Source organism: Pseudorhodoplanes sp. (assembly GCA_032027085.1).
GTDB lineage: Bacteria > Pseudomonadota > Alphaproteobacteria > Rhizobiales > Xanthobacteraceae > Pseudorhodoplanes.
On sequence record JAVSMS010000001.1, the window covers coordinates 1,431,857 to 1,452,307 of the forward strand.

Below are 20,451 nucleotides of genomic sequence, written 5' to 3' on the forward strand. Positions count from 1 at the left end.
ACGGTCTTTGTCAAACCAAGGACTTCGATGGCCAGAGCGTGGCGAAGCCTCTAACGAGCGCAACCTCGGCTGTAACCGCGCCTACGTCGACTTGCGGGGACTTACTTGGAACGACGCACAACGTTTATTCGAACTCGAAACGTCTTTGATTGAGCGCATCGAAGCCGCAACTGATCCTGACGCAGAGCGGGAGCAGATCGAGGAAGAGCTTTACGAGGATGATGAAGGTCTCTTCGGACTGGATATCGGCGTCGCGGCGGCGACTGTGGCGCTTTGTGCGGCAAAGTGCGTTACGTGCAGCAGCTGCAATGCAGGGGCGTATGGCGGAAGCCATCATGAGAGCTACCCTGTAGTTGCTTTCTTTGCGAAGCCGCAACACGTTGAACCGCTCCTCAAATGCGCGGAGGAAGCCGGAATCGGCTTGGAAAACGTGGATGGGATGGTCATCGCCTTCGCCAGTGACATCCGAAATATGCGCTCCTTTGCCGGCGCCTTGATCCGAGGCCACGCCACCTTCCAAGCCGTAGCGCGCAACAAGCGGAACGACCGCTCGCCCGGTCCGAGCCCGGGCTTGTCGTAGGTGGAGCAGCTGACGAATTTCGGTGGACTGCATGACGCAGATGTTTCTCCCTTTCGCCGCGCCGGCACAAAATAGCCGCCGTCGCCGGCCGTCGACGATTTCGTGCGTCTACTGTGGGGCGGCCGCCAATACGAGGGACCACGTTCCTCCCAAGGCTCTGCTGGAGGAGCCGCGACCGATTAATCTTCGAACCGTACCCGCGTGTGGCTCTTGCAACGAGGGCTGGTCGCTGGACGAAGAGTACATGGCGGTGGTGCTGGCGCAGGTCGGCCATCACCCGCATCTGATGGCGAAGGTGGAGGAAGGTGGAGCCGTAGATCGCGCCCTTTCAGCCGCGCCTGGGTTAGATGAAATCATCACGAAGTCCTTGTCGCCTGGAGATGACGGTCGCGTCTGGTTTCAACCCGATATTGACCGCATTAGCCGCATTACGACGAAGGTTGCTTTCGGCCTATATTGTCTAAGATACGGGCGCGGCGCCTCGTTACAGGATTTTTCGACGCATTGGATTGCCGGTCCCGAACAGGAAGTCCCGCAGCACCTTGTGGCTGCACAGTGGATTTGGCCCGGTCTCCGCCGCAAGCGATGGACGACTGTTCAAAAAGGCGCGTTCGGTTTTCTATTCGCCAAAGGATGGATGGTGGGCGATCCGCCGCTTTACTGCATGCTGGATTTCCACGAGACGATTTTCGCGGCCGTTTCCTGTCCCTCTGCCGTCGGTAGGAAGTCCAATCAACGATTGCGGTCTAGGCCGTGGAAATAGCCGCTGGGTATCTATGATCGTGGGATCACACGTGAGCGATGGCGTCCCGGAAGGGAGTCGAACCCCTGACCCCTGGTTTAGGAAACCAGTGCTCTATCCAGCTGAGCTACCGGGACAATCCGTGTTTTCGGTACCTATCCGGTACCCGGCCGCGACCGGCACCGGACAAGCGCATGATCCGTTTGCCGTTTCTACCTCAAGGCCCTCGAATTAGGAAACCGTCGCTCTATCCAGCTGAGCTACGGGACCGCTGGTGAAGCAATTACGCGAGCTTCAGCACCGCCGCAAGTAGCGGTGCTACAGCTTCACCCAGCCCGCCGGCGGCTTCTTGCCGGGATGGACGGTACCGCATTTCTTGCAGGTGCGCGCCTTCTCGTCGGCGAAGAACGCCTCGTAGAGCGGCGGCAGGTCCTTCACCAGGTCCTTCACCTTCAGCTCGATGCGGTGCACTAGCGCGTTGCAGTTGAAGCAATACCATTCGAAGCCGTCCCTCTGGTCCGGCTGCCGCGCCGGCTCGACCACAAGCCCGACCGAGCCTTCCTGCGGACGCTGCGGTGAATGCCGCACATGCGGCGGCAACAGGAACACCTCGCCCTCGCGGATCGGCACGTCGTAGAAATTGCCGTTGTCGACGACCTTGAGCACCATGTCGCCCTTGAGCTGGTAGAAGAATTCTTCCACCGGATCGTCATGATAATCGGCGCGCTCGTTCGGCCCGCCCACCACCATCACCGTCATCTGCCCGTCGTCGAACACCTTCTTGTTGCCGACCGGCGGCTTGAGCAGGTGCTGATGCTCGTCGATCCATTTCTTGAAATTGAAAGCCTGCAGCCGGCCGGTGACCATGGTCCTCTTCCCTCTTTCCCCGTCATCCTGAGCTGGCGTGCGCAGCGCGCCCTCGATGGATGGCGGCCTGTGACTCTGTGCCCGTCACCCTTCGAGGCTCGTTCGCTTCGCGAACTCGCACCTCGGGATGACGGAGTAGCATTCACGCGGCCGACGACTGCGCCGCTCGCGCCAGGCCGCAACTCTCGAACGCCTCGCGCGTCGCCTTCTTCTCCGCGTCCGTCATCTGCAGCAGCGGACGGCGCACCGGTCCGCCCACCTGGCCGAGCAGCTCCTGCCAGTATTTGGAATGCGCCTGCGGTTTCTCGGCTGGTCGCGTGCGCTTGAATGCGGCCCGCACCGGCTCCAGGCTGTCGCGGATGACTCGCGCCTGCTTCACCTCGCCCTTGAAGGCGAGATCGGTGTAGTCGCGCATGCGGCGGTCGTTTTTCGTTTGCAGCAGATAGGGCGGGCTCGAGCACAGATAAAGCCGCCAGCCGAGCTCGACGATGTTGTCGAACCACTCGTCTTCCGAAGCCGTGCTGACGATGATCTTGTCGCCGGCGAGCCGCGTCAGCTTCGCATACATCTCGCGCGGCACCGAATATTTGATCGCCACGACATTCGGAATCTCGGCGATGCGCGCGCAGAGCTCCGGACTCATCAGATAGCCGCTGTCGGGATGGCTCCACAGCGCGATGCCGATGTCGACCTGCTCGCTGATTGTTTTGTAATATTGGTACAGCGTCTCGTCCTGCTTGTGCAGGAAGTGCAGCACCGGGGCATGCACGACGATGTAGTCGGCGCCCACCGCCTGCGCATGCTTTGCCAGCTCGATCACGACATCCATGTTCTGGTCGGAGCAGGACATGATGGTGCCGAACTTGCCCTGCGCTGCGTCGGCGGCGATTTCAAAGCAGCGCTTGCGCTCGGCGACCGACATCGCAAAGAACTCGCCCTGCTTGCCGGCGACGAACACCCCGTCAACGCCGAGATCGCCATGCCAGTGCGCGAAGTTCCTGCGGAACCCGTCCTCGTCGATCGCGAGATCGTCCCTGAACGGGGTCAGCGCCGCCGCCCAGATGCCCTTGAAATTCTGGCGCGCATGATCCTTGGCGTCTTTGCGGCTGTATTTCACGTCTATGCCCATCTGCAAATTGGTTGCGTCTGCGACCAGCATAGTCGATCCCCGGCCGGCCGCGAAGCGTTCAATCCCGAGCAGATTTCTGAGGATTCGCCCCGGCACCGGCTTAAAATATGCGCGGCCCTCCACCCTGCCGCCGCAATCCGGCCATTGGATAACCGTGCATGATGCTCCGGTTTCGCTCCAGATTTCGCTTCAGGTTTCGCTCCTTGGCGCTCGGACTATCGCTGGTGCTGCTGCCGTCCCTCGGCGTGCAGGCAGAATGCCGCCTGCCCGACAGCGGCACCGCGCGGGCGGCCGGCGTGGCCGACGGGCGTACGCTGCTGCTGGAAGATGGCCGGCAAATCCTGCTCGCCGGTATCGAGCCCGCCCCGGCCTGGCCCGCAGCGCAGGCGAAACTGGCGCGGCGCGTCGCCGGGCAGACATTGGTCCTCAGGGGCGTCTCGAGCCGGCCCGACCGCCATGGCCGGCTGAGCGCCTTTGTGGCCGTTAGCGGCTCCGAAACTCCGGTACAATATGACCTTGTCCGGGAGGGCGTTGCACGCGTGGCCGGTGCCGCCGGCATGCCCGGCTGCCGCGCGGCGCTGCTGGCGGCGGAACAAAAGGCCCGGGCGGCCAAGGTTGGACTATGGTCCGATCCGGTCTATGAGATCCGGCAGGCGGGCGATCCCGCCCTGATCGCGACCGGGCGCGGCCAATTCGCTATTGTCGAGGGCAAGGTTTTGTCGGTGCGTGACAGCGGAGGCACGATCTACGTGAATTTCGGGCGGCGTTGGTCAGAGGATTTCACCGCCAGCATCCCGAAACGGCTGCAAGGCCGCTTCGCTGCCGCCGGACTCGATCCGCAGGCGCTGTCCGGCCACCGAATCCGCATACGCGGCATCGTCGAGGAACGCGGCGGCCCCTGGATCGAAGTTGTTCGCCCCGACCAGATCGAATTGGCAGAGATGAGACAGTAGAGGCGTCAGCGTTTTGGTTTGCAGCTCTCGCACCCGGTCCAGGCCTCGCACCGCCCTGCTCGGCGCGGCGCTGGCGCTTGTGCTCTCCAGTTGCTCCGGCGCCAATGTCGGACGCCAGGTCACGCTGCCCGATCCGCCCAAGCAGGCGGAGATGGCGCCCGCCGTGCAGCGCGAGCACCAGCGCATTCTCGCCGCCTATGGCGGCGCCTATGAAGCGCCGCAGCTTGAAGCCGACATCAACCAAGTGGTGGAGAAGCTCGTCGCGTCGTCCGAGCGGCCCGACCTGCATTACCGCATCACCATCCTGAATTCGCCGACCATCAACGCCTTCGCGCTGCCGACCGGACAGCTCTATATCACCCGCGGCCTGCTCGCGCTCGCCAATGACCGCTCCGAACTCGCCTCCGTACTGTCGCACGAGATGGCGCATGTGATCGCGCGCCATGCCGCGATCCGCGAGGACCAGGTGCGGCAGGCGGCGCTGGTCAATCAGGTGTCGAACGAAATCCTCTCCGATCCGCAGAAGGGCGCGCTCGCCTTGGCGAAGTCCAAGATCGCGCTTGCCACCTTCTCGCGCGCGCAGGAATTCGAGGCCGACGGCATCGGCGTCGGCATTTCCTCGCGCGCGGGATATGACCCGTATGGCGCGACGCGCTTCCTCACCTCGATGGGACGCAACGCCGAATTGCGCGCGGCGATGTCGAAGATCGATCCGCGCTCGATCGAGTTTCTGTCCTCGCATCCGGCAACGCCCGAGCGCGTGACCAACGCGACGCTCAACGCCCGGCAATTCGTCGCTCCGGGACCCGGCGTGCGCGACCGCGAGCCGTATCTGAAGCTGCTCAACGGTCTGGTCTATGGCGAGGACCCGAGCGAAGGCTATGTGCGCGGACGCAAGTTCCTGCATCCCAAGCTCGGCTTCACCTTCACCGCGCCGGAGGGCTTCGTGCTCGACAACACGCCGCAGGCGGTATTCGGCGTGAAGGATTCCGGGGAACAGGCGGTGCGGCTCGACGTGGTGCGCATTCCCGCCGAGCAGAAGCTGACCGACTATCTGCAATCGGGCTGGATGGACAATATCGACACCGCGAGCATCGAGGAACTAACCATCAACGGCTTCAAGGCCGCGAGCGCAACCGCGAAAGGCGAGCCATGGTCGTTCCGCCTTTATGCGATCCGCTTCGGCAGCGAGGTCTATCGCTTCATCTTCGCCGCCAAGGAAGCCTCGCCCGAGCTCGACCGCTCTTTCCGCGAGACCGTGAACACCTTCCGCCGCATGTCGCTCGCCGAGATCAAGTCGGCGCGGCCGCTGCGGCTGAAGATCGTCACCGTCCGGCCGAACGACACGGTGGAGAAGCTCGCCGCGCGCATGCCGGCGCATGAGCGCCAGGTGGAGCGCTTCCGCGTGCTCAACGGGCTTGATGCGAGGGACAAGGTCAAGCCCGGCGATCTGGTGAAGCTCGTGGTGGAGTGAAGCGGTAGCCACCGCCCGCCTGCGCAAAGTCTCGTAACCGGTCAGCAATCTTTCCCTCGCGTGCCGGCGTGTCACCGGCGACGGCCGCGCTCCCGTATTGGCGGCAGGTAGGCGGGGATATCCTGGGCGCGAACAGGGTTACGGAAGTACAGCCCGTTCAGCATGCACATGTCGGAATTGCCGATCCTGGCCTGCCGGCAGGCCTGCTCGCTTGTAAATCCGCATCTGACCCAGCCGCCGCTGTCGTGCAGGCACCAGGGATAGATCGTGGCGGCGGCGGCCGACTGGGGCGCAAACACCGCCATTGCCAGCGCCGCCGCGGCTATCAGAACGATCCGAATTGCTGAGCAACCATGCATGCCGGTCACCGGCGATAATAGCGATCGCGTTTCGGCGGCAGATATTCGGGAATATCCTGATAGTGCACGGGGCCGCGGAAATAGAGGCCGTTGAGCATGCACATGTCGGTGTTGCCGGTCTTTGCCCGCAGGCATTGTCTCTCGCTGGTAAAGCCGCAATTGACCCCGCCGCGGCTGTCGTGCCGGCACCAAGGATAGATCGTGTCGGCCGCCGCCGGCGGCGATGCGAACAACGGCGCGGCCAGTATCGCGAAGGCGATCAGAGCTTTGTGCATGCGACGATCTCCCCGCTCATCGTGGCAAAAGGCTAGCACCGGGACCGGCCGGAATCACGCCGTTCCCGCATTCCGCCCGCGCGTCTTCTTCGGAAATGCCGGCAAGCCAGCGATAGCCGCGGCGACGCGACGTCGAGATCGCGATGCGCGTGCAAGTCATTGCGGGCGCGCGTTGTAGGGTTGGTGCCTTTTCCCCTCGAACCCGTGCGAAGCCCGGCTTAAGCACATCTTCAATCATTCGCCGGGGACGGTAATTGTCACAAACCCTGGTAGCAGGGATTGGGCGGGGAAGCGCGATGGCCTCGCGCGCGTGCCCGGCGTGACGTCGTCCAGGGACAGCCCCGGACTATCGCCTGCTCGGCCGGGCAAGCGTCATTGGGGCGACGAAAGCGCGGAGCAATCCCACGCTCGCCGGTCCTTTCCGCAGCGAGCAACGCATGCTCGCTGCGGATCAAGCCACGCTCGCGCGCGGGGATCGCGGTTTTCACGAGCATGACGTCAGGCGGATTTAGGAAAATATTCTACCGGAGAGAAGGATTTTCCAAAAGCCTCGACCCGTCGCCCTGAGGCGGCCGAGAGCGCAGCGAGCCCACGGCCAAGTCGGCCAAGGCCGACTTGCGCACCATTGATCCGATCTCGGGCGAACCCGAGATCAAAGGGCGCCGGCCAAGTTCACAAAAGTCGGCCGTACACCCTTCGGGCCCCGGCGGAGTTTATCATCGGGCCCGCCTTTGGCCGGACCCGTTGGCCCGGCGCCTCAGGATGACGGCGAGAGACTGCGGCCTGCCTCAACAAAAAAGCCCGGCATCGCTGCCGGGCTTTCGAATTTCTAAAACCGCGAAACAGCTTACGCCGCCTCGTCCTCCACCGCGCCTTCGTCGCCCTCAGCCTCTGCCTCGGCCTCCGCCGCTTCCGGCTTGGCCGGACCCCGGCGCGGACCCTTGGCGAGCGCGGCCTCGATTTCCTTCACGGCTTCCGTCTCGGTGACGTGCTGCACCGCCGAGATTTCACGCGAGAGGCGATCAAGCGCAGCTTCATAAAGCTGGCGCTCGGAATAGGACTGCTCCGGCTGCTGCTCGGAGCGATAGAGGTCGCGCACGACCTCGGCGATGGCGACGATGTCGCCGGAATTGATCTTGGCCTCGTATTCCTGGGCGCGGCGCGACCACATGGTGCGCTTGATGCGGGCGCGGCCCTTCAGCGTCTCCAGCGCCTTCTTGACGATGGCCGGCTCGGCGAGCTTGCGCATGCCGACAGAGGCAATCTTGGCGGTGGGCACCCGCAGCGTCATCTTGTCCTTGACGAAATTGATGACGAAGAGCTCAAGCTTGGCGCCCGCGATTTCCTGCTCCTCGATGGCCAGGATCTGGCCGACCCCGTGAGCGGGATAGACGATATATTCGTTGGTCTTAAAACCCTGGCGCTGGGTGGTCTTCTTGTTGGCGCTCATTCCAGAGGGTGCTCCTTCGCCGCCCGCTTTCGGCCGGCTTGTTGTCTTGGCCACGGGGGTCCCGCGGCCAGCCTGCCGCACGACCTGCGAAGTCCGCCGCTCGGCGGAGGAGGGTTTCGTCCGCCGGGTCATGGCGGTTGACGCTTTCTTAGTCTGCCGGCCCTGGCCGGCGGTCTTCTTCGACCGACGCGATTTATCTGCCACTGCTTCCGCGTGGAACGCACGCCCTTCTATTTGACGGCTCCTCTGAAACGGTCCCGAAATAATATTGCTCCCCCGCGGGGAGCGACCGGTTATGTCGTTTCAATGGACCTTATATACCACATTTTCCGCAAAAATCAATGTGTTAGGGCGGTGCAAAACGGTAACTTTGGTCGCGGGACCGCGCTTTTCGCGAAGACCGTTAAGGATTCGCGCGCTGGATAATTCAGTTGCCGGTACCCGGTTCCGGGCTGAAATATTTTTCCTTGTCCGGCACGCCTTGCCAATCCTTGGCATCGGCTGGAGGCTCTTTCTTGGAGGTGATATTCGGCCAGACTTTCGCGTATTCGGCGTTGAGCGACAGCCACTTCTCCAGGCCGCTCTCGGTGTCCGGCTTGATTGCCTCCGCCGGGCATTCAGGTTCGCACACCCCGCAATCGATGCATTCGTCGGGGTGGATGACGAGCATGTTCTCGCCTTCATAGAAACAGTCGACCGGACACACCTCGACGCAGTCCATGTACTTGCATTTGATGCATTGGTCGTTGACGACGTAAGTCATTCCACAATCCCGAACACAACGTGGGCGGTCCCGTGCAGGGCCTAACTTATGGTCCCGCCGCAGGCAAGTCATGCAGGCATGGCGTCATAGCGGCTCTCTCATGACGCTGGCTCAGGGCTGCTGCGTGGCGGCGGGGTGTCGCAGCGCATCGCCCCAATCAAGCCGCCGTGCGGTTTTGAACGCGACACCCTGCCGGCGGGTGAAAAGCTGTTCTCCGGCCGTACCGTCACCGCGGCAGAGCTTCAGACCGACCCGCCCGCTGCCTCTTTTCGGCGGCGCGATAATTCGCCCGGCGAACGCCTGAGCCGGCCGCCGGGATGCGGCGAAATAGATGAATTTCTCGTCTTCCCACGGCACGTCCGCGCTTTTTATCAGCCGATGAAGGCGTGTTCGCGCCACTTTCCGGGAAAAGTGGCACCAGTCGGGCGCGACCAGCGGACAGGCCTGCGCGTGCGGGCACGGCGCGACGGCGTGCGCCCCGGATTGCAGAAGAATTTTCCGCGCCTGGAGAATTCTATGCCATCCCGCCGGGGTTCCCGGCTCGACAATCACCAACACATCCCCCGCTGAATTCCAGCTCTCTTCCACCAATCGGTCCCGCACGTCCGGTTCGAGTTCGTTCAGCACATAGGCGATGACGACCAGATCGTGCTTTCCGTCTGGCGGCGAAGCGCGGCTGAGGTCGGCGTCGGTCCAGACGATGCGTTCCGCATGCGACAGCGGCGCAAGTTGTTCGCCCCAGCTTCGGATGGCGCCGCTGCGCTCGATCAGCAGCGCATCGGACACCGGCCAGATCTGAGAGGCGGCCAGCAGCGCCGTCGCCGGCCCGGCGCCGATATCAAGCAATGACTTCGGCGCAAAATCCGGCCGCATCTGCGCAACAGCCTCGAAGACCGCGGAGATCGCGGCATAGGTCGCCGGCAATCGCGCGGCGAGATAGGCGCAGGCCGCCATGTCGTCGGACAGGTGCAGTCTGCCGTCGCGCATTTCGCCGCGATAGCGATCCGACAAGGTCTGTGCCACCGCGGACAGAGCCTCCAGCGGCACATGCGCGAGCGCCGCATCTATCGCCTGACGCACGGAAGCCGGCAATTCCATGATCAGTGCTTCATCAGACTGTCGATCGCGCGGCGGTCGCGCTTGGTCGGACGGCCGCTCCCGAGATCGCGCGCAGGTCCTGCTTCGATGCGTCGTGCAGCTTCGGAATCTGACGCGAGAGCCCGCGGCTGCAGATCTTCAAACAGCAGACTTGCATCCGTCGCCGACCCACGCCGCTCGGAGAAACCGAGGACCTTAAGCACACGCACGCGGTCCAAGGCCACCGTCACGACATCGCCAAGCTTCACCGGGCGGCTTGCTGCACCGATGCGTTCGCCGTTGACGCGCACACATCCCTGATCTGCCAGCGCCGCAGCCGCCGTCCGCGTGCGCACCACGCGCGCATGCCACAGCCATTTGTCCACACGCTGGCGATCCAATGACAGATCGATCCTCTAGGTCTTCTCTTTGCCGCCGGATTCGAGTTGTGCTTTGAGCGCCGCAAGCTTTGCAAATGGCGAATTCGGATCGGGTTGCCGTTCCGGACGTTCGCGCCGCTCGAAACGTTCGCGCCGGTCGTCTGGACGGCGTTTGCCGTGATGCTGCGGACGCTGGCCCTCCGGACGATCCGCACGATGCGGCCGATGACCGCGATGCGGACGCTTGTCCCCGTGCGGCCGCGTTTCGGAAGCATTGGCGGTCTCTGCAACTGGCGCAGCGCCGTTCGCCTCGGCAGGCACAGACGCGTCGCTGTGCCGCTGGGCGCCGCCGCGGCGCCCGTGATGACGCGGACCGCGCGCATGACGATGACGTTCCCGCCCGCCCTCGAAACGGCCGGGGCGCCAGACTTCAATCATTTCGGGCTCAGTCGATGCGGGCTGTGCAGCGACCTCGACAGTCGCGCCTTCTGCAGAGGCATCGTCCGGTGCGGTATCGCCGCCTTCGGCCACGTTCGGTGCTTCGACAACGGACGCCTCGGTTGCTGCCATACTTTCTGTAACAGTCGCCTGTCCGGCTGCCGGGCCAAACGAGATGTCGGGCAGCAAGCTGTGGCTGTCGACGATATCCAGCGCGGGAGCGGGCGCGCCTTCGGTCGACTGAATCTCCGGAGCGATCTCGGCGTCCGCCGGCGTCACCTGTTCGATCGCCGCTTCAGCGGCCGGTGCATCGGCAGCAGGCGTCATCTGCGCGACAGGCTCCGGCGGCTTCGGACGGCGTTCCATGCGATAGCCGAGCGCGCGCAGGATGGACGCAAAATCCTCGCCCGACGAGCCGACCAGCGACGTCATGGCGACAGTAACTGTAAAGCCCGTGCCGTCGAGTGCGCCCGCCGGCTTCACGCCCGGCGCATTGTCGCGCCAAGCCAATGCCGGACGTATCAGATCGGCAAGTCGCTCCAGAATGTCGACGCGCACCGCGCGTTCGCCGCAGACGCGATAGCCGGCGGCACGATAGAGCGGCTTTGGAATATCCTTGTTGAATGGAATGGAGGTGCGACCGCTGGCCGCGAGATGCTGAATATCCTCCAGCCCCGGCAATTCGGGATTGTCCTGCTTGAGCGCGAAAAGCTGTGTCGCCAGCGCGCGCGGCGCCGGCTTCAGCAATTGCGGGACATAGATGTGGTAGGCGCCGAAACGCACGCCGTATTTCCGCAAGGTGGCGCGCGCCGGCTGATCAAGACCTTTCACATCGTCCGCAACTCTGTGGCGCTCCAGAACACCCAGTGACTCGATCAACTGGAAGGCAATGCCGCGCGCAATGCCGGTGACGTCTTCCGCGCCGCCAAGCGCCGTCAATGCCCCCAGCAGCTTCTCAATATAGGTCTTGATCCACAGATCGAGCCGCGCCTGAACCGCCTCGCGAGCGGTACCGCTCAATTGCTCGTCGGCGAGAATGCGAACGCGCGGACGCAAGATGTCTTCGCCGGCCGTCAGCTTGCCAACGGCGTCGCCGACCCAGCGCAAGGTGCCGTCGGAGGCCAGCGCAAACTGATCGTCGGAGCCCTGCGACAATTTCTGCGCGCGCGTTTCGATCTCGCCGGCCAGAGCCTTTTGCGCGGCAGCGGCCAACGCTTTGCCTTCGGCCGTGCCCGTCGAGGAATCGGCGGCAAACCGGAACCCTTCGAGGCGGCCAACAATATGGCCTTCGACGGTGACTTCACCTGTTTTCGAGATTTCACTTTCCAAGGTCGTATTCTCGCGCAACCGCCGCATCAAGACGCTGGTGCGGCGATCGACAAAGCGAGCCGTGAGGCGTTCATGCAAGGCATCCGATAATTTGTCCTCGACCGCGCGCGTGACGCCCTGCCAATGGTCCGGATCGGCAAGCCAGTCCGGCCGGTTGGCAACAAAGGTCCATGTGCGAACATGCGCGATCCGTGTGGAAAGGGTGTCGATATCGCCTTCGGTGCGGTCCGCCTGCTCCACCTGACGGGCGAACCAATCGGTCGGGATTTTACCCTCCCGCATCAAAAATCCATAGAGGGTCGTGACCAGTTCGGCGTGGTTGGCCGGCGCGATTTTCCGGTAATCCGGAACCTGACAGGCCTCCCACAACCGCTCCACGGCCTCGCGATTGCGCGCCAAGCCACGGATGGCGTCGTCGCGCGCCGCGTGTTCGAGCACCAGAATATCTTCGGCGACCGGCGCACGGGTCAGGCCCTGTTCCTCTGGAATCGTGGCCAGTGATGCCTGCAGCGCCCCAACCGATGAGAAATCCAGGTCGGAATTGCGCCATTGCAGAATTTTGACTGGCTCGAAGGAATGACTTTCAAGCCGTTCGACCAGTTCCTGGTCAAAGGGCTGGCAGCGTCCTGTCGTGCCGAAGGTGCCGTCTCTGGTGGCGCGGCCGGCCCGACCTGCAATCTGCGCCAGTTCGGCCGGATTCAGATTGCGATACTGATAGCCGTCGAACTTGCGGTCGGACGCGAAGGCGACGTGATCGACATCGAGATTGAGGCCCATGCCGATGGCGTCGGTCGCCACGAGATAGTCCACGTCTCCGGACTGATAAAGTGCAACCTGTGCGTTTCGCGTGCGCGGCGACAAGGCCCCCAGGACAACCGCGACACCGCCGCGCTGGCGCCGAATGAGTTCGCCGATGGCGTAAACTTCGTCAGCCGAAAACGCGACAACGGCGGACCGGCGCGGCAGCCGAGTCAGCTTGCGATCCCCCGCATGCGTCAGCATTGACAGCCGCGGACGCGTAACGACATGCGCACCGGGCAACAGCTTTTCCACCATCGGCCGCATGGTGGCCGCGCCGAGCAGCAGCGTTTCCTCGCGTCCGCGCCGATGCAGCATGCGGTCAGTGAAAACGTGACCGCGCTCGAAATCCTGCGCGAGCTGCACTTCGTCGACGGCGATGAAGGCAGGATCAAGATCGCGCGGCATCGCCTCGACCGTCGAGACCCAGAAGCGCGGATTGGCGGGTTTGATCTTTTCTTCGCCGGTGATCAGCGCAACCGAGGCCTCGCCGACGCGCTCAGCCACCTTGCCGTAAACTTCGCGCGCCAGAAGCCGCAGCGGCAGGCCGATCATGCCGGACGAGTGCGCCAGCATGCGCTCAATGGCGAGATGTGTCTTGCCCGTATTGGTGGGGCCGAGGACCGCCGTGACGCCCGCGCCACGGGCGCGGGAATCGTTCCGGCTGACCGACGAGAATGTAATTGCCATCAATGTTCCGGATTCAGGTGGGGCGTTTCCTTGGCTGCGCTGCGCCGCGCGGCGAGCCGATCATGCTGCCGAGAACGAAAACGCCTTACTGTCATGTCCTGTGTATCACAATGTAACGTTTCTGCCGGGTCTCAACGCCGGAATTTAATCAGCGGAACGAGTCTCGAACGAATCGCGGCCGAATCGCGGACTCGGTGCCTGTCGGGCTTCGTTCCCCACGACATGTAGAGAGGGTTACCAGTCCGGCACTATATAGGGCGCTTTTCACTTCAGGCGAGCCTGTGACATGCGGCAAATTCGTTAACGCGGCAGTTGGCGAACTGCCTGACGGAGTCAACCGCAATTCCTTGCGCTGTGGATAAACTCGGGCCGGGCCGCTGGGGTTCGGACACACGCACTTATTGGGTCTTTGCTGCGGCCTTGGAGGGAGTGGGGACGGAAACAAACTGCGTCGCCTCGAGTTCGCCTGTTCCAAGCGGCGTAGGAATCGACAGTTTGATCGGCGCCAGCACGCGCGTTCCGGCGATGGGCGCAAGCCACACCTCCATGTCGCGCTGAGCCATCAGATATTTGATCGCGGGCCGATCCGGGATATGGCCGGCCAGCGGTGCGAAATAGATCGAGCAGACCAGCACCTGTCCTTCGTAGCCCTTCACCTTGACCTTGTCGAAACGCTTGAAAGCCAGGGTCAGGTCGTAGCGCATGCGGCCATCGAAGATCCCGGCATGCCGCCGGCAATTGTCCTGCGCCAGTAGATCGCCATTTCCCGGCACGCGCACCAGCGAGGCCGTCATCGGATCGAAGACGTTGCGCTTGTGGGCGTCGGTCACCGGAACCCGCAGGGTCGAGGGCGGAGTCGGCGGCTTGACGTCGAAATCCTTTACCGCGCCGCCATTCAGGGTGATGCGGACCTCCTCGGTCTTCCTGCCGGTCGTCATCGAGGACGAATAGCTCGTCGGAGAAAATTCGTTGCCCTTGACCAGGCCGCGCGAGGCGCCGGTCCCTTCGCCCTTGCCAAAAACCCGGGCGAGGCCCGTGGTCATGCCGCTGGCCACAGCCATGAAGTGGTCGTCGCCCGCATCGACGATCCAAGTCCCCTGACCAAGCTTGATGCCGGCGAGCGTGGCGTTGTAACGCGCATCTAGCCGCCCCTGGGCAAGGGCGGAGCCTGCCGTTCCGTCGGTCAGCCCCAGCACGACCATGCCGGCGAGCCCGAAAGCAACGCTACGGATCGATTGTGCGGCGGATGCCACGGCGCTGGTCCCTTCCAAGCGGCCATACCGGCCGGGACACTAGACGATTCCCGCCGCAACGGCAGAAATTCCACTGCCCTGGCTGGACTTTAAGGGCCTTTCGATTCATTTGGTGGCCCCGAATACGCCGATTGTGTGATGGTCGCAGACGGCCGGTTTGCTTGACGCTTGGCCCCCCTCTCTTTATAGGACTGCGGTCTCCCGCAGGGATGGACCATGCCAACCGGGCGCAACGGCGCCGCGGGGCGGATTTTTTGAAGGATGACCCCATGTCGCGGCAATGCGATCTGACCGGAAAGAAGCCCCTTGTCGGTCACAAGGTGAGCCACTCCAACATCAAGACCAAGCGGCGCTTCCTGCCGAACCTGGTGAATGTCACGCTGATGTCGGACGCGCTGAACCGCTCGGTGCGCCTGCGCGTGTCGACCAACGCGCTGAAGACCGTCGATCACCGCGGCGGCCTTGATGCTTTCCTGGTGAAGGCCAGCGACTCGCAGCTCTCACCGCGCGCGCTTGAACTGAAGCGCGCCGTGAAGAAGAAGCTGGCGGAAGCAAGCTGACGTTGCTGCGTCATGCGCGGGCTCGACCCGCGCATCCATCTTTCAGCTAAAACTTTTTCGTCGACGGATGGCGGGGTCATGCCCGGCCATGACTTTTTTGGTCACTTGTCCAACAACGTAAACTGCAGCAGCAGCGTTCGCTGGATGATCGAGAAATTGTCATCCGATACGAGCGTCAGCACGATCGTGCCATCTGCCGCGCGATGCACGCTCAGTCCTTCCATGTTGTCGATCTGGTAGCCCATATCGGCATGGATCAAGCTCGGACCATCGAGGAGAGCACCGGGCGCAACATGCGACAGCGGCACGCGGCGGATGCGCATCGCCACGCCCTTCTGCCAACTGAAGAAACGCTCAAGCAGCAGTAGGTCCGATGTCGGTGTCAGCGCGCAATCGACGATGTCGAAATCGTCCTTGCGTTTGACCATGAAAAGGCCGGGCTTCGGCCCGCCGATCAGGAATCCGCGGACATTGCCGTCGCCATCGAGGCTGCGCTCGGAAATCGCCAGCAATGCGCCGAACAGCGGCGTTCCCTTCGGCATGGCCAGCAGGCATTCGATGCCGCGGTTGCTTGGCAGCTTTGTCATCTCCGGCGGGACTGGCACGATCTGCCCGCGCGCCTGCAGCCCCTCCATGCCATAGTCAAAGCGAAGAATGCGATGCACGCGCTCGAGCGCCACATGGGCGACGCCACCATCCCATGCCAGCGCCTCGGTGTCGTACCAGCCACGTGCCGTGATCGCCCGCCCTCCGGAGCCCAGCATCGGCGCCATTTCGGCGCCGGCGATGCCGATCGGCTTGTTGTCACGATAGACGATACGTCCGCGCAGCCAGTCGCCTTTATCGGTTATCGCGAGGAAATTCGCGCCGTCCGAAGCAACACGGATGGAGGATAATCCGCCGAAACTCCTGGTCGTCGACGACAGCTCAAGGGCGCCGCGAAAATCCAGCGCGCCAAAAACCCTGCGCTCGGGTTCTCCGGGCTGGAACGCATCGATCGGCCTGACGCGAATTTCAATTTTTTCAGGAGGCTGCGGCGCTTGTGCAAAAAGTTGCGCCGACGACAGCGCGGCAATTGCAAAAGCCGCGGCAATCGCGCGTGCGCTCACGAATGCAGCCTTCGCTTCGGCGCGTGGCGCGGCTGCGGCTCCGGCGCCTTCTCGTCGAACAATTCGGCGAGCTTTTCAGTCATCGCGCCGCCGAGTTCTTCCGCGTCCACGATGGTGACGGCACGACGATAATAGCGTGTCACGTCGTGGCCGATGCCGATCGCGATCAATTCGATCGGCGAGCGGGTCTCGATTTCCTCGATCACGTAACGCAGGTGCCGCTCAAGATAATTGCCGGCATTCACCGACAGAGTGGAATCGTCGACCGGCGCACCGTCGGAAATCATCATCAGAATGCGGCGCTGCTCGGTGCGGCCCAGCAGCCGGCGATAAGCCCAGCTCAGCGCCTCACCGTCGATATTTTCCTTGAGCAGGCCCTCGCGCATCATCAGGCCGAGATTCTTGCGGGCGCGGCGCCAGGGTGCATCTGCGGCTTTATAAATGATGTGGCGCAGATCGTTGAGGCGACCGGGATTGGCCGGTTTGCCCGCGGCGAGCCAAGCCTCACGTGACTGGCCGCCTTTCCAAGCGCGGGTGGTAAAGCCAAGAATTTCCACCTTGACGCCGCAGCGCTCCAGCGTGCGCGCGAGGATATCGGCGCAGGTGGCAGCGACCGTGATCGGACGGCCGCGCATCGAACCGGAATTATCGAGCAACAGCGTCACCACCGTGTCGCGAAAATTGGTGTCCTTCTCGCGCTTGAACGTGAGCGGATGCATCGGATCGACGATGACGCGCGACAGCCGCGCCGGATCGAGCATGCCTTCGTCGAGATCAAACTCCCAGGCGCGGTTCTGCTGCGCCATCAGCCTGCGCTGCAGGCGATTGGCGAGCCGCGCCACCACGCCCTGCAGGTGCGAGAGCTGCTTGTCGAGATAGCCGCGCAGGCGATCGAGCTCTTCCGGCTCGCACAGATCTTCCGCCGCGATCTCCTCGTCGAACTTGCTGACGAAGGGGTGATATTCCGGACCGCGATAGTCTTGACCTGCGCCGGGACGCGGACGCCATGGCTCCGCAGGCGATTCGGAATCGCCCATGTCGCTGTCGTCGGTCATGTCGGTCGCCTGCGCATCCAGCGCTTCGGCGGAGGCATCCTGCGCATCCTCCGCGGAGGATTCTGCCTCCTCAATGCTCATGCGCTGGCTGTCGTCGGACTCGGTCGCCTCGCCCTGCTCGCCGGACTCATCCTGCTGGCGATCCTGTTCGTCGTCGTCCGTTTCCTCTTCGTCCTCGGAATCGCGGTTGCGGTCCTCGCCCATGTCAAGCGAGTCGAGGAGATCATGCACCGCGTCGCCGAAACGCTGCTGATCCTCGATCAGCGCGTCGAGCCGGTCGAGGCCGTGTCCCGCCTTGTCTTCGATGATCGGCCGCCAGAGATCGACCAGCTTCCTCGCTGCAGGCGGCGGGGTGATGCCGGTCAGGCGCTCGCGCACCATCATGGCGACCGCCTCCTCGATCGGAGCGTCGGCGCGATCGGTTATGTCGTCGAACTTGCCGCGATGAAATTTGTCATCGAGCATCGCCGACAGATTCTGAGCAACGCCGCGCATGCGGCGCGCGCCGATGGATTCCACGCGGGCCTGCTCCACCGCGTCGAACACCGCCCGCGCCTGCTGCCCGCCGGGCAGCAATTTCCGGTGAACGCTGGGATTGTGGCAGGCAAGCTTGAGAGCCAGGGCGTCGGCGTGGCCGCGCACGATGGCGGCTTCCTGCTTTGTCAGCTTGCGAGCCGGTTCCGGCAGCCGCACCTTGCTGCCGGCAAGACCGGGCCGCTCCGCGGCGAAGGACACTTCAAGATCCGCCTTCTTGGCGAGTGCACGCAGACAGCCCGTCACCGCGCGCTTGAACGGCTCGTTCGGCGATTCTTTTGGGGTCGTCTTCGGTCGATAATTCGAGGACATAGCTGGCCTTGCCGGGCCGATCATCCTTCGAGGCCCGCCTTCGGCGGGTCCCATCAGGATGACGGGGAATGTTTACTCATATCTCGATCCGTCGCCCCGCACTGTCGACGCGAAGCGTCGAGCCTCGAAGGCGACGGCCGCAATCTAGGTCAATGCCACGTTCACCGCCGATTCCGGCAACTCCTGCCCGAAGCTGCGCTGATAGAACTCGGCCACGATGGAGCGCTCGAGCTCGTCGCACTTGTTCAGGAAGGTGACGCGGAAGGCAAAACCGATATCGCCGAAAATGTCGGAATTCTCCGCCCAGGTGATCACGGTGCGCGGCGACATGACGGTCGAGATATCGCCGTTCATGAAGGCATTCCGCGTCAGATCGGCGACGCGCACCATCTTGTTGACGATGTCGCGGCCTTCTTCGGTCTGATAATGCTTCGCCTTCGCCAGCACGATATCCACTTCCCTGTCGTGCGGCAGGTAATTCAACGTCGTCACGATCGACCAGCGGTCCATCTGACCTTGGTTGATCTGTTGCGTGCCGTGATAGAGGCCGGTGGTGTCGCCAAGGCCGACGGTGTTGGCGGTGGCAAACAGCCGGAAGGCGGGGTGCGGACGAATGACCTTGTTCTGGTCGAGCAAGGTGAGACGGCCGGACACTTCCAGCACGCGCTGGATCACGAACATCACGTCCGGACGACCGGCATCATATTCGTCGAAGCAGAGCGCGACGTTGTTCTGCAATGCCCAGGGCAAAATGCCGTCGCGGAATTCGGTCACCTGCAATCCGTCGCGGATCACGATGGCATCCTTGCCAACCAGATCGACGCGGCTGATATGGCTGTCGAGATTGACGCGCACGCATGGCCAGTTCAGGCGCGCGGCCACCTGCTCGATATGCGTGGATTTGCCAGTGCCGTGATAGCCGGTCACCATCACGCGGCGGTTCTTGGCAAAGCCGGCCAGGATCGCGAGCGTGGTCGGGCGATCGAACAGATAATCCGGGTCGAGATCCGGCACGTGCATGTCCGGCTCGGAATAAGCCGGAACTTCCATATTGGAATCGATGCCAAAAACCTGCCGGACCGATACCTTCATGTCCGGCAAGCCGCCTGGGCCTTGCGCGACCTCTTGGGTTGCAGTCGTCATTGGAACTCCGTGGCCCCCGGCACATCCTGGGGCTGTAAACGCCGATTGAGGGTGCAAATCGGATAGCGGGGCCAACCTAGCAGAAAGCCCGGTCCGGAATAAACCCGGCGCTTCCGAGAACATATCCAAATAGATCAACTAGATAGGAATGCGAAGGCCTGTCCGGAAGGCAGGGCGGGGCTGCGAGGGCGGAATAATTCTCAGACTAGCGCCGGACCTCGCGCCACAAGCCGCGGGCTTGGGCGAGCAGCTTGAAGGAATGCGCGACCTGGGCATTGCCGACCCGAAGGTTGCGGTGCGTGCGGCGAACAAGGTGCCGGCCTTCCGCGGCCAGTTCATGCGCGTGTTTCAGCCGCTCGGTGAACGACATCGCCGCCTTGTCGGCGTCCGTCTGCGCCATGACCTTGCTCTCCGTCCGCGAAAGCAGCGCGTGAGAAGTATGAAAATCTAGGCGGAGGGCGGCGACACAGCGAATCGATTCATGCTGTGCGCAGGACTTGTCACCAGTTTTGCGCACCGGCTTTACAGATGGCGGTACATGCCGCCTTGCTCAGCAGAAGCCGACCGATTTCAGGTAATTGTAGGACTGAATGATCTCGATCAGCCGGTCCTCGGTCGTGCGGTCACCGCCATTGGCGTCGGGATGGTGGCGTTTAACCAGATCGTGGAATTTGGCCTTGATCTCTGTGCGCGAGGCCGAGACCTCAAGACCCAGCGTCTCGAAGGCTTTGCGTTCGGCATTGCGAATGGTGCGGGCTTCCTTCTTTGCCGACACGCGCTCGCTGGACCCGTGCCCGCCCAATTCGCGGAACAACACGAACGGGTCTTCTGCGCCTTCGGCATAAAAATGCCCAGGCTCGCCCTTGTTGCCGGTTCCCATCTTCCATGTCGGCCGATGCCCGGTCAGGGCATCCTTCTGAAAACGCAGCACCTCGTCGTCGCTCATGCCGGAAAAGTAGTTGTAGGATTGGTTGTATTCCCGCACGTGGTCGAGGCAGTAACGCCACCTCTCGTTCTCGCGGCCACGCCCCTTCGGCGCAAGATGCAGTCCAGGCTTCTGGCAGCCCGGCCACTCGCAAATATGCGTCGCCTTGCGGACAGAGCGGTCTGCTCCCGGCTTGACCCGGATCCGGTCGAAATAAGGTGAATCGAATTTCATGGTCTGCGATTATTCGGACGTT

Annotated in this window: 19 protein-coding genes, 1 tRNA gene and 1 pseudogene; 4 read left to right on the top strand and 17 right to left on the bottom strand. The window is 63.0% G+C overall.

Features of this window, described 5'->3' with window-relative positions; translation table 11 throughout:
* Positions 1 to 124: 124 nt before the first annotated feature.
* Positions 125 to 613 carry a hypothetical protein gene (locus RO009_06985; GenBank protein MDT3684769.1) on the bottom strand — a complete coding sequence of 163 codons (489 nt, stop codon included), beginning with the start codon at positions 611 to 613 and terminating at the stop codon, positions 125 to 127.
* Positions 614 to 824: 211 nt separating this feature from the next.
* Between RO009_06985 and RO009_06990 the strand changes: the two genes are divergently transcribed.
* On the top strand, positions 825 to 1,343 hold the full coding sequence (locus RO009_06990; protein MDT3684770.1) for a hypothetical protein: 519 nt from the start codon (positions 825 to 827) through the stop codon (positions 1,341 to 1,343).
* A gap of 39 nt (positions 1,344 to 1,382) precedes the next feature.
* Here RO009_06990 and RO009_06995 read toward each other — a convergent pair.
* The 3 genes from RO009_06995 to RO009_07005 all read right to left on the bottom strand — a co-directional run bounded on the left by RO009_06995 (position 1,383) and on the right by RO009_07005 (position 3,306).
* A tRNA-Arg gene (locus RO009_06995) sits at positions 1,383 to 1,459 on the bottom strand.
* A gap of 181 nt (positions 1,460 to 1,640) precedes the next feature.
* A complete protein-coding gene (locus RO009_07000) occupies positions 1,641 to 2,189 on the bottom strand; it encodes a 3-hydroxyanthranilate 3,4-dioxygenase (GenBank protein ID MDT3684771.1) in 549 nt (182 codons plus the stop codon).
* 142 nt (positions 2,190 to 2,331) lie between these two features.
* Positions 2,332 to 3,306, bottom strand: a complete 975-nt coding sequence (locus RO009_07005) for a dihydrodipicolinate synthase family protein (protein ID MDT3684772.1) — start codon at positions 3,304 to 3,306, stop codon at positions 2,332 to 2,334.
* Positions 3,307 to 3,476: 170 nt separating this feature from the next.
* On the opposite strand from RO009_07005, the gene RO009_07010 reads away from it, so the two are divergent.
* On the top strand, positions 3,477 to 4,271 hold the full coding sequence (locus RO009_07010; GenBank protein MDT3684773.1) for a thermonuclease family protein: 795 nt from the start codon (positions 3,477 to 3,479) through the stop codon (positions 4,269 to 4,271).
* Between the two features lie 13 nt (positions 4,272 to 4,284).
* A complete protein-coding gene (locus RO009_07015) occupies positions 4,285 to 5,745 on the top strand; it encodes a M48 family metalloprotease (protein ID MDT3684774.1) in 1,461 nt (486 codons plus the stop codon).
* Between the two features lie 71 nt (positions 5,746 to 5,816).
* Here the strand turns inward: RO009_07015 and RO009_07020 are convergent, their stop codons facing one another.
* The 8 genes and pseudogenes from RO009_07020 to RO009_07055 all read right to left on the bottom strand — a co-directional run bounded on the left by RO009_07020 (position 5,817) and on the right by RO009_07055 (position 14,557).
* Positions 5,817 to 6,104, bottom strand: coding sequence for a DUF3551 domain-containing protein (locus RO009_07020; protein MDT3684775.1), 288 nt, complete (start codon positions 6,102 to 6,104; stop codon positions 5,817 to 5,819).
* Positions 6,105 to 6,109: 5 nt separating this feature from the next.
* Positions 6,110 to 6,379, bottom strand: coding sequence for a DUF3551 domain-containing protein (locus RO009_07025; GenBank protein MDT3684776.1), 270 nt, complete (start codon positions 6,377 to 6,379; stop codon positions 6,110 to 6,112).
* Between the two features lie 847 nt (positions 6,380 to 7,226).
* Positions 7,227 to 7,808: pseudogene (locus RO009_07030) on the bottom strand (CarD family transcriptional regulator).
* 448 nt (positions 7,809 to 8,256) lie between these two features.
* Entirely contained in the window at positions 8,257 to 8,592 is a 336-nt protein-coding gene (locus tag RO009_07035; GenBank protein ID MDT3684777.1) for a ferredoxin family protein, read from the bottom strand.
* A 111-nt stretch (positions 8,593 to 8,703) separates the two neighbouring features.
* Positions 8,704 to 9,690 (bottom strand): small ribosomal subunit Rsm22 family protein, encoded by a 987-nt coding sequence (locus tag RO009_07040; protein MDT3684778.1) that lies wholly within the window; start codon positions 9,688 to 9,690, stop codon positions 8,704 to 8,706.
* 2 nt (positions 9,691 to 9,692) lie between these two features.
* Positions 9,693 to 10,082 (bottom strand): S4 domain-containing protein, encoded by a 390-nt coding sequence (locus RO009_07045; protein ID MDT3684779.1) that lies wholly within the window; start codon positions 10,080 to 10,082, stop codon positions 9,693 to 9,695.
* A gap of 3 nt (positions 10,083 to 10,085) precedes the next feature.
* Positions 10,086 to 13,304 carry a helicase-related protein gene (locus RO009_07050; protein MDT3684780.1) on the bottom strand — a complete coding sequence of 1,073 codons (3,219 nt, stop codon included), beginning with the start codon at positions 13,302 to 13,304 and terminating at the stop codon, positions 10,086 to 10,088.
* 398 nt (positions 13,305 to 13,702) lie between these two features.
* Complete coding sequence (locus RO009_07055; protein MDT3684781.1) at positions 13,703 to 14,557, bottom strand: DUF3108 domain-containing protein; 855 nt, start codon at positions 14,555 to 14,557, stop codon at positions 13,703 to 13,705.
* 269 nt (positions 14,558 to 14,826) lie between these two features.
* Here RO009_07055 and rpmB point away from each other — a divergent pair, with 269 nt between their 5' ends.
* Positions 14,827 to 15,117, top strand: a complete 291-nt coding sequence (rpmB, locus tag RO009_07060; protein MDT3684782.1) for a 50S ribosomal protein L28 — start codon at positions 14,827 to 14,829, stop codon at positions 15,115 to 15,117.
* Between the two features lie 101 nt (positions 15,118 to 15,218).
* Here the strand turns inward: rpmB and RO009_07065 are convergent, their stop codons facing one another.
* The 5 genes from RO009_07065 to RO009_07085 form a co-directional block, all read right to left on the bottom strand.
* A complete protein-coding gene (locus RO009_07065; protein ID MDT3684783.1) occupies positions 15,219 to 16,226 on the bottom strand; it encodes an esterase-like activity of phytase family protein in 1,008 nt (335 codons plus the stop codon).
* Complete coding sequence (gene cobT / locus RO009_07070; GenBank protein ID MDT3684784.1) at positions 16,223 to 18,127, bottom strand: cobaltochelatase subunit CobT; 1,905 nt, start codon at positions 18,125 to 18,127, stop codon at positions 16,223 to 16,225. The genes RO009_07065 and cobT overlap by 4 nt, the downstream gene beginning before the upstream one ends.
* A 144-nt stretch (positions 18,128 to 18,271) precedes the next feature.
* The gene (gene cobS / locus RO009_07075; GenBank protein MDT3684785.1) at positions 18,272 to 19,270 is read right to left on the bottom strand and encodes a cobaltochelatase subunit CobS; all 999 of its coding nucleotides are present in this window, start codon (positions 19,268 to 19,270) and stop codon (positions 18,272 to 18,274) included.
* Between the two features lie 205 nt (positions 19,271 to 19,475).
* Entirely contained in the window at positions 19,476 to 19,670 is a 195-nt protein-coding gene (locus tag RO009_07080) for a hypothetical protein (protein MDT3684786.1), read from the bottom strand.
* Between the two features lie 150 nt (positions 19,671 to 19,820).
* Entirely contained in the window at positions 19,821 to 20,429 is a 609-nt protein-coding gene (locus RO009_07085) for a J domain-containing protein (protein ID MDT3684787.1), read from the bottom strand.
* Positions 20,430 to 20,451 lie beyond the last annotated feature (22 nt).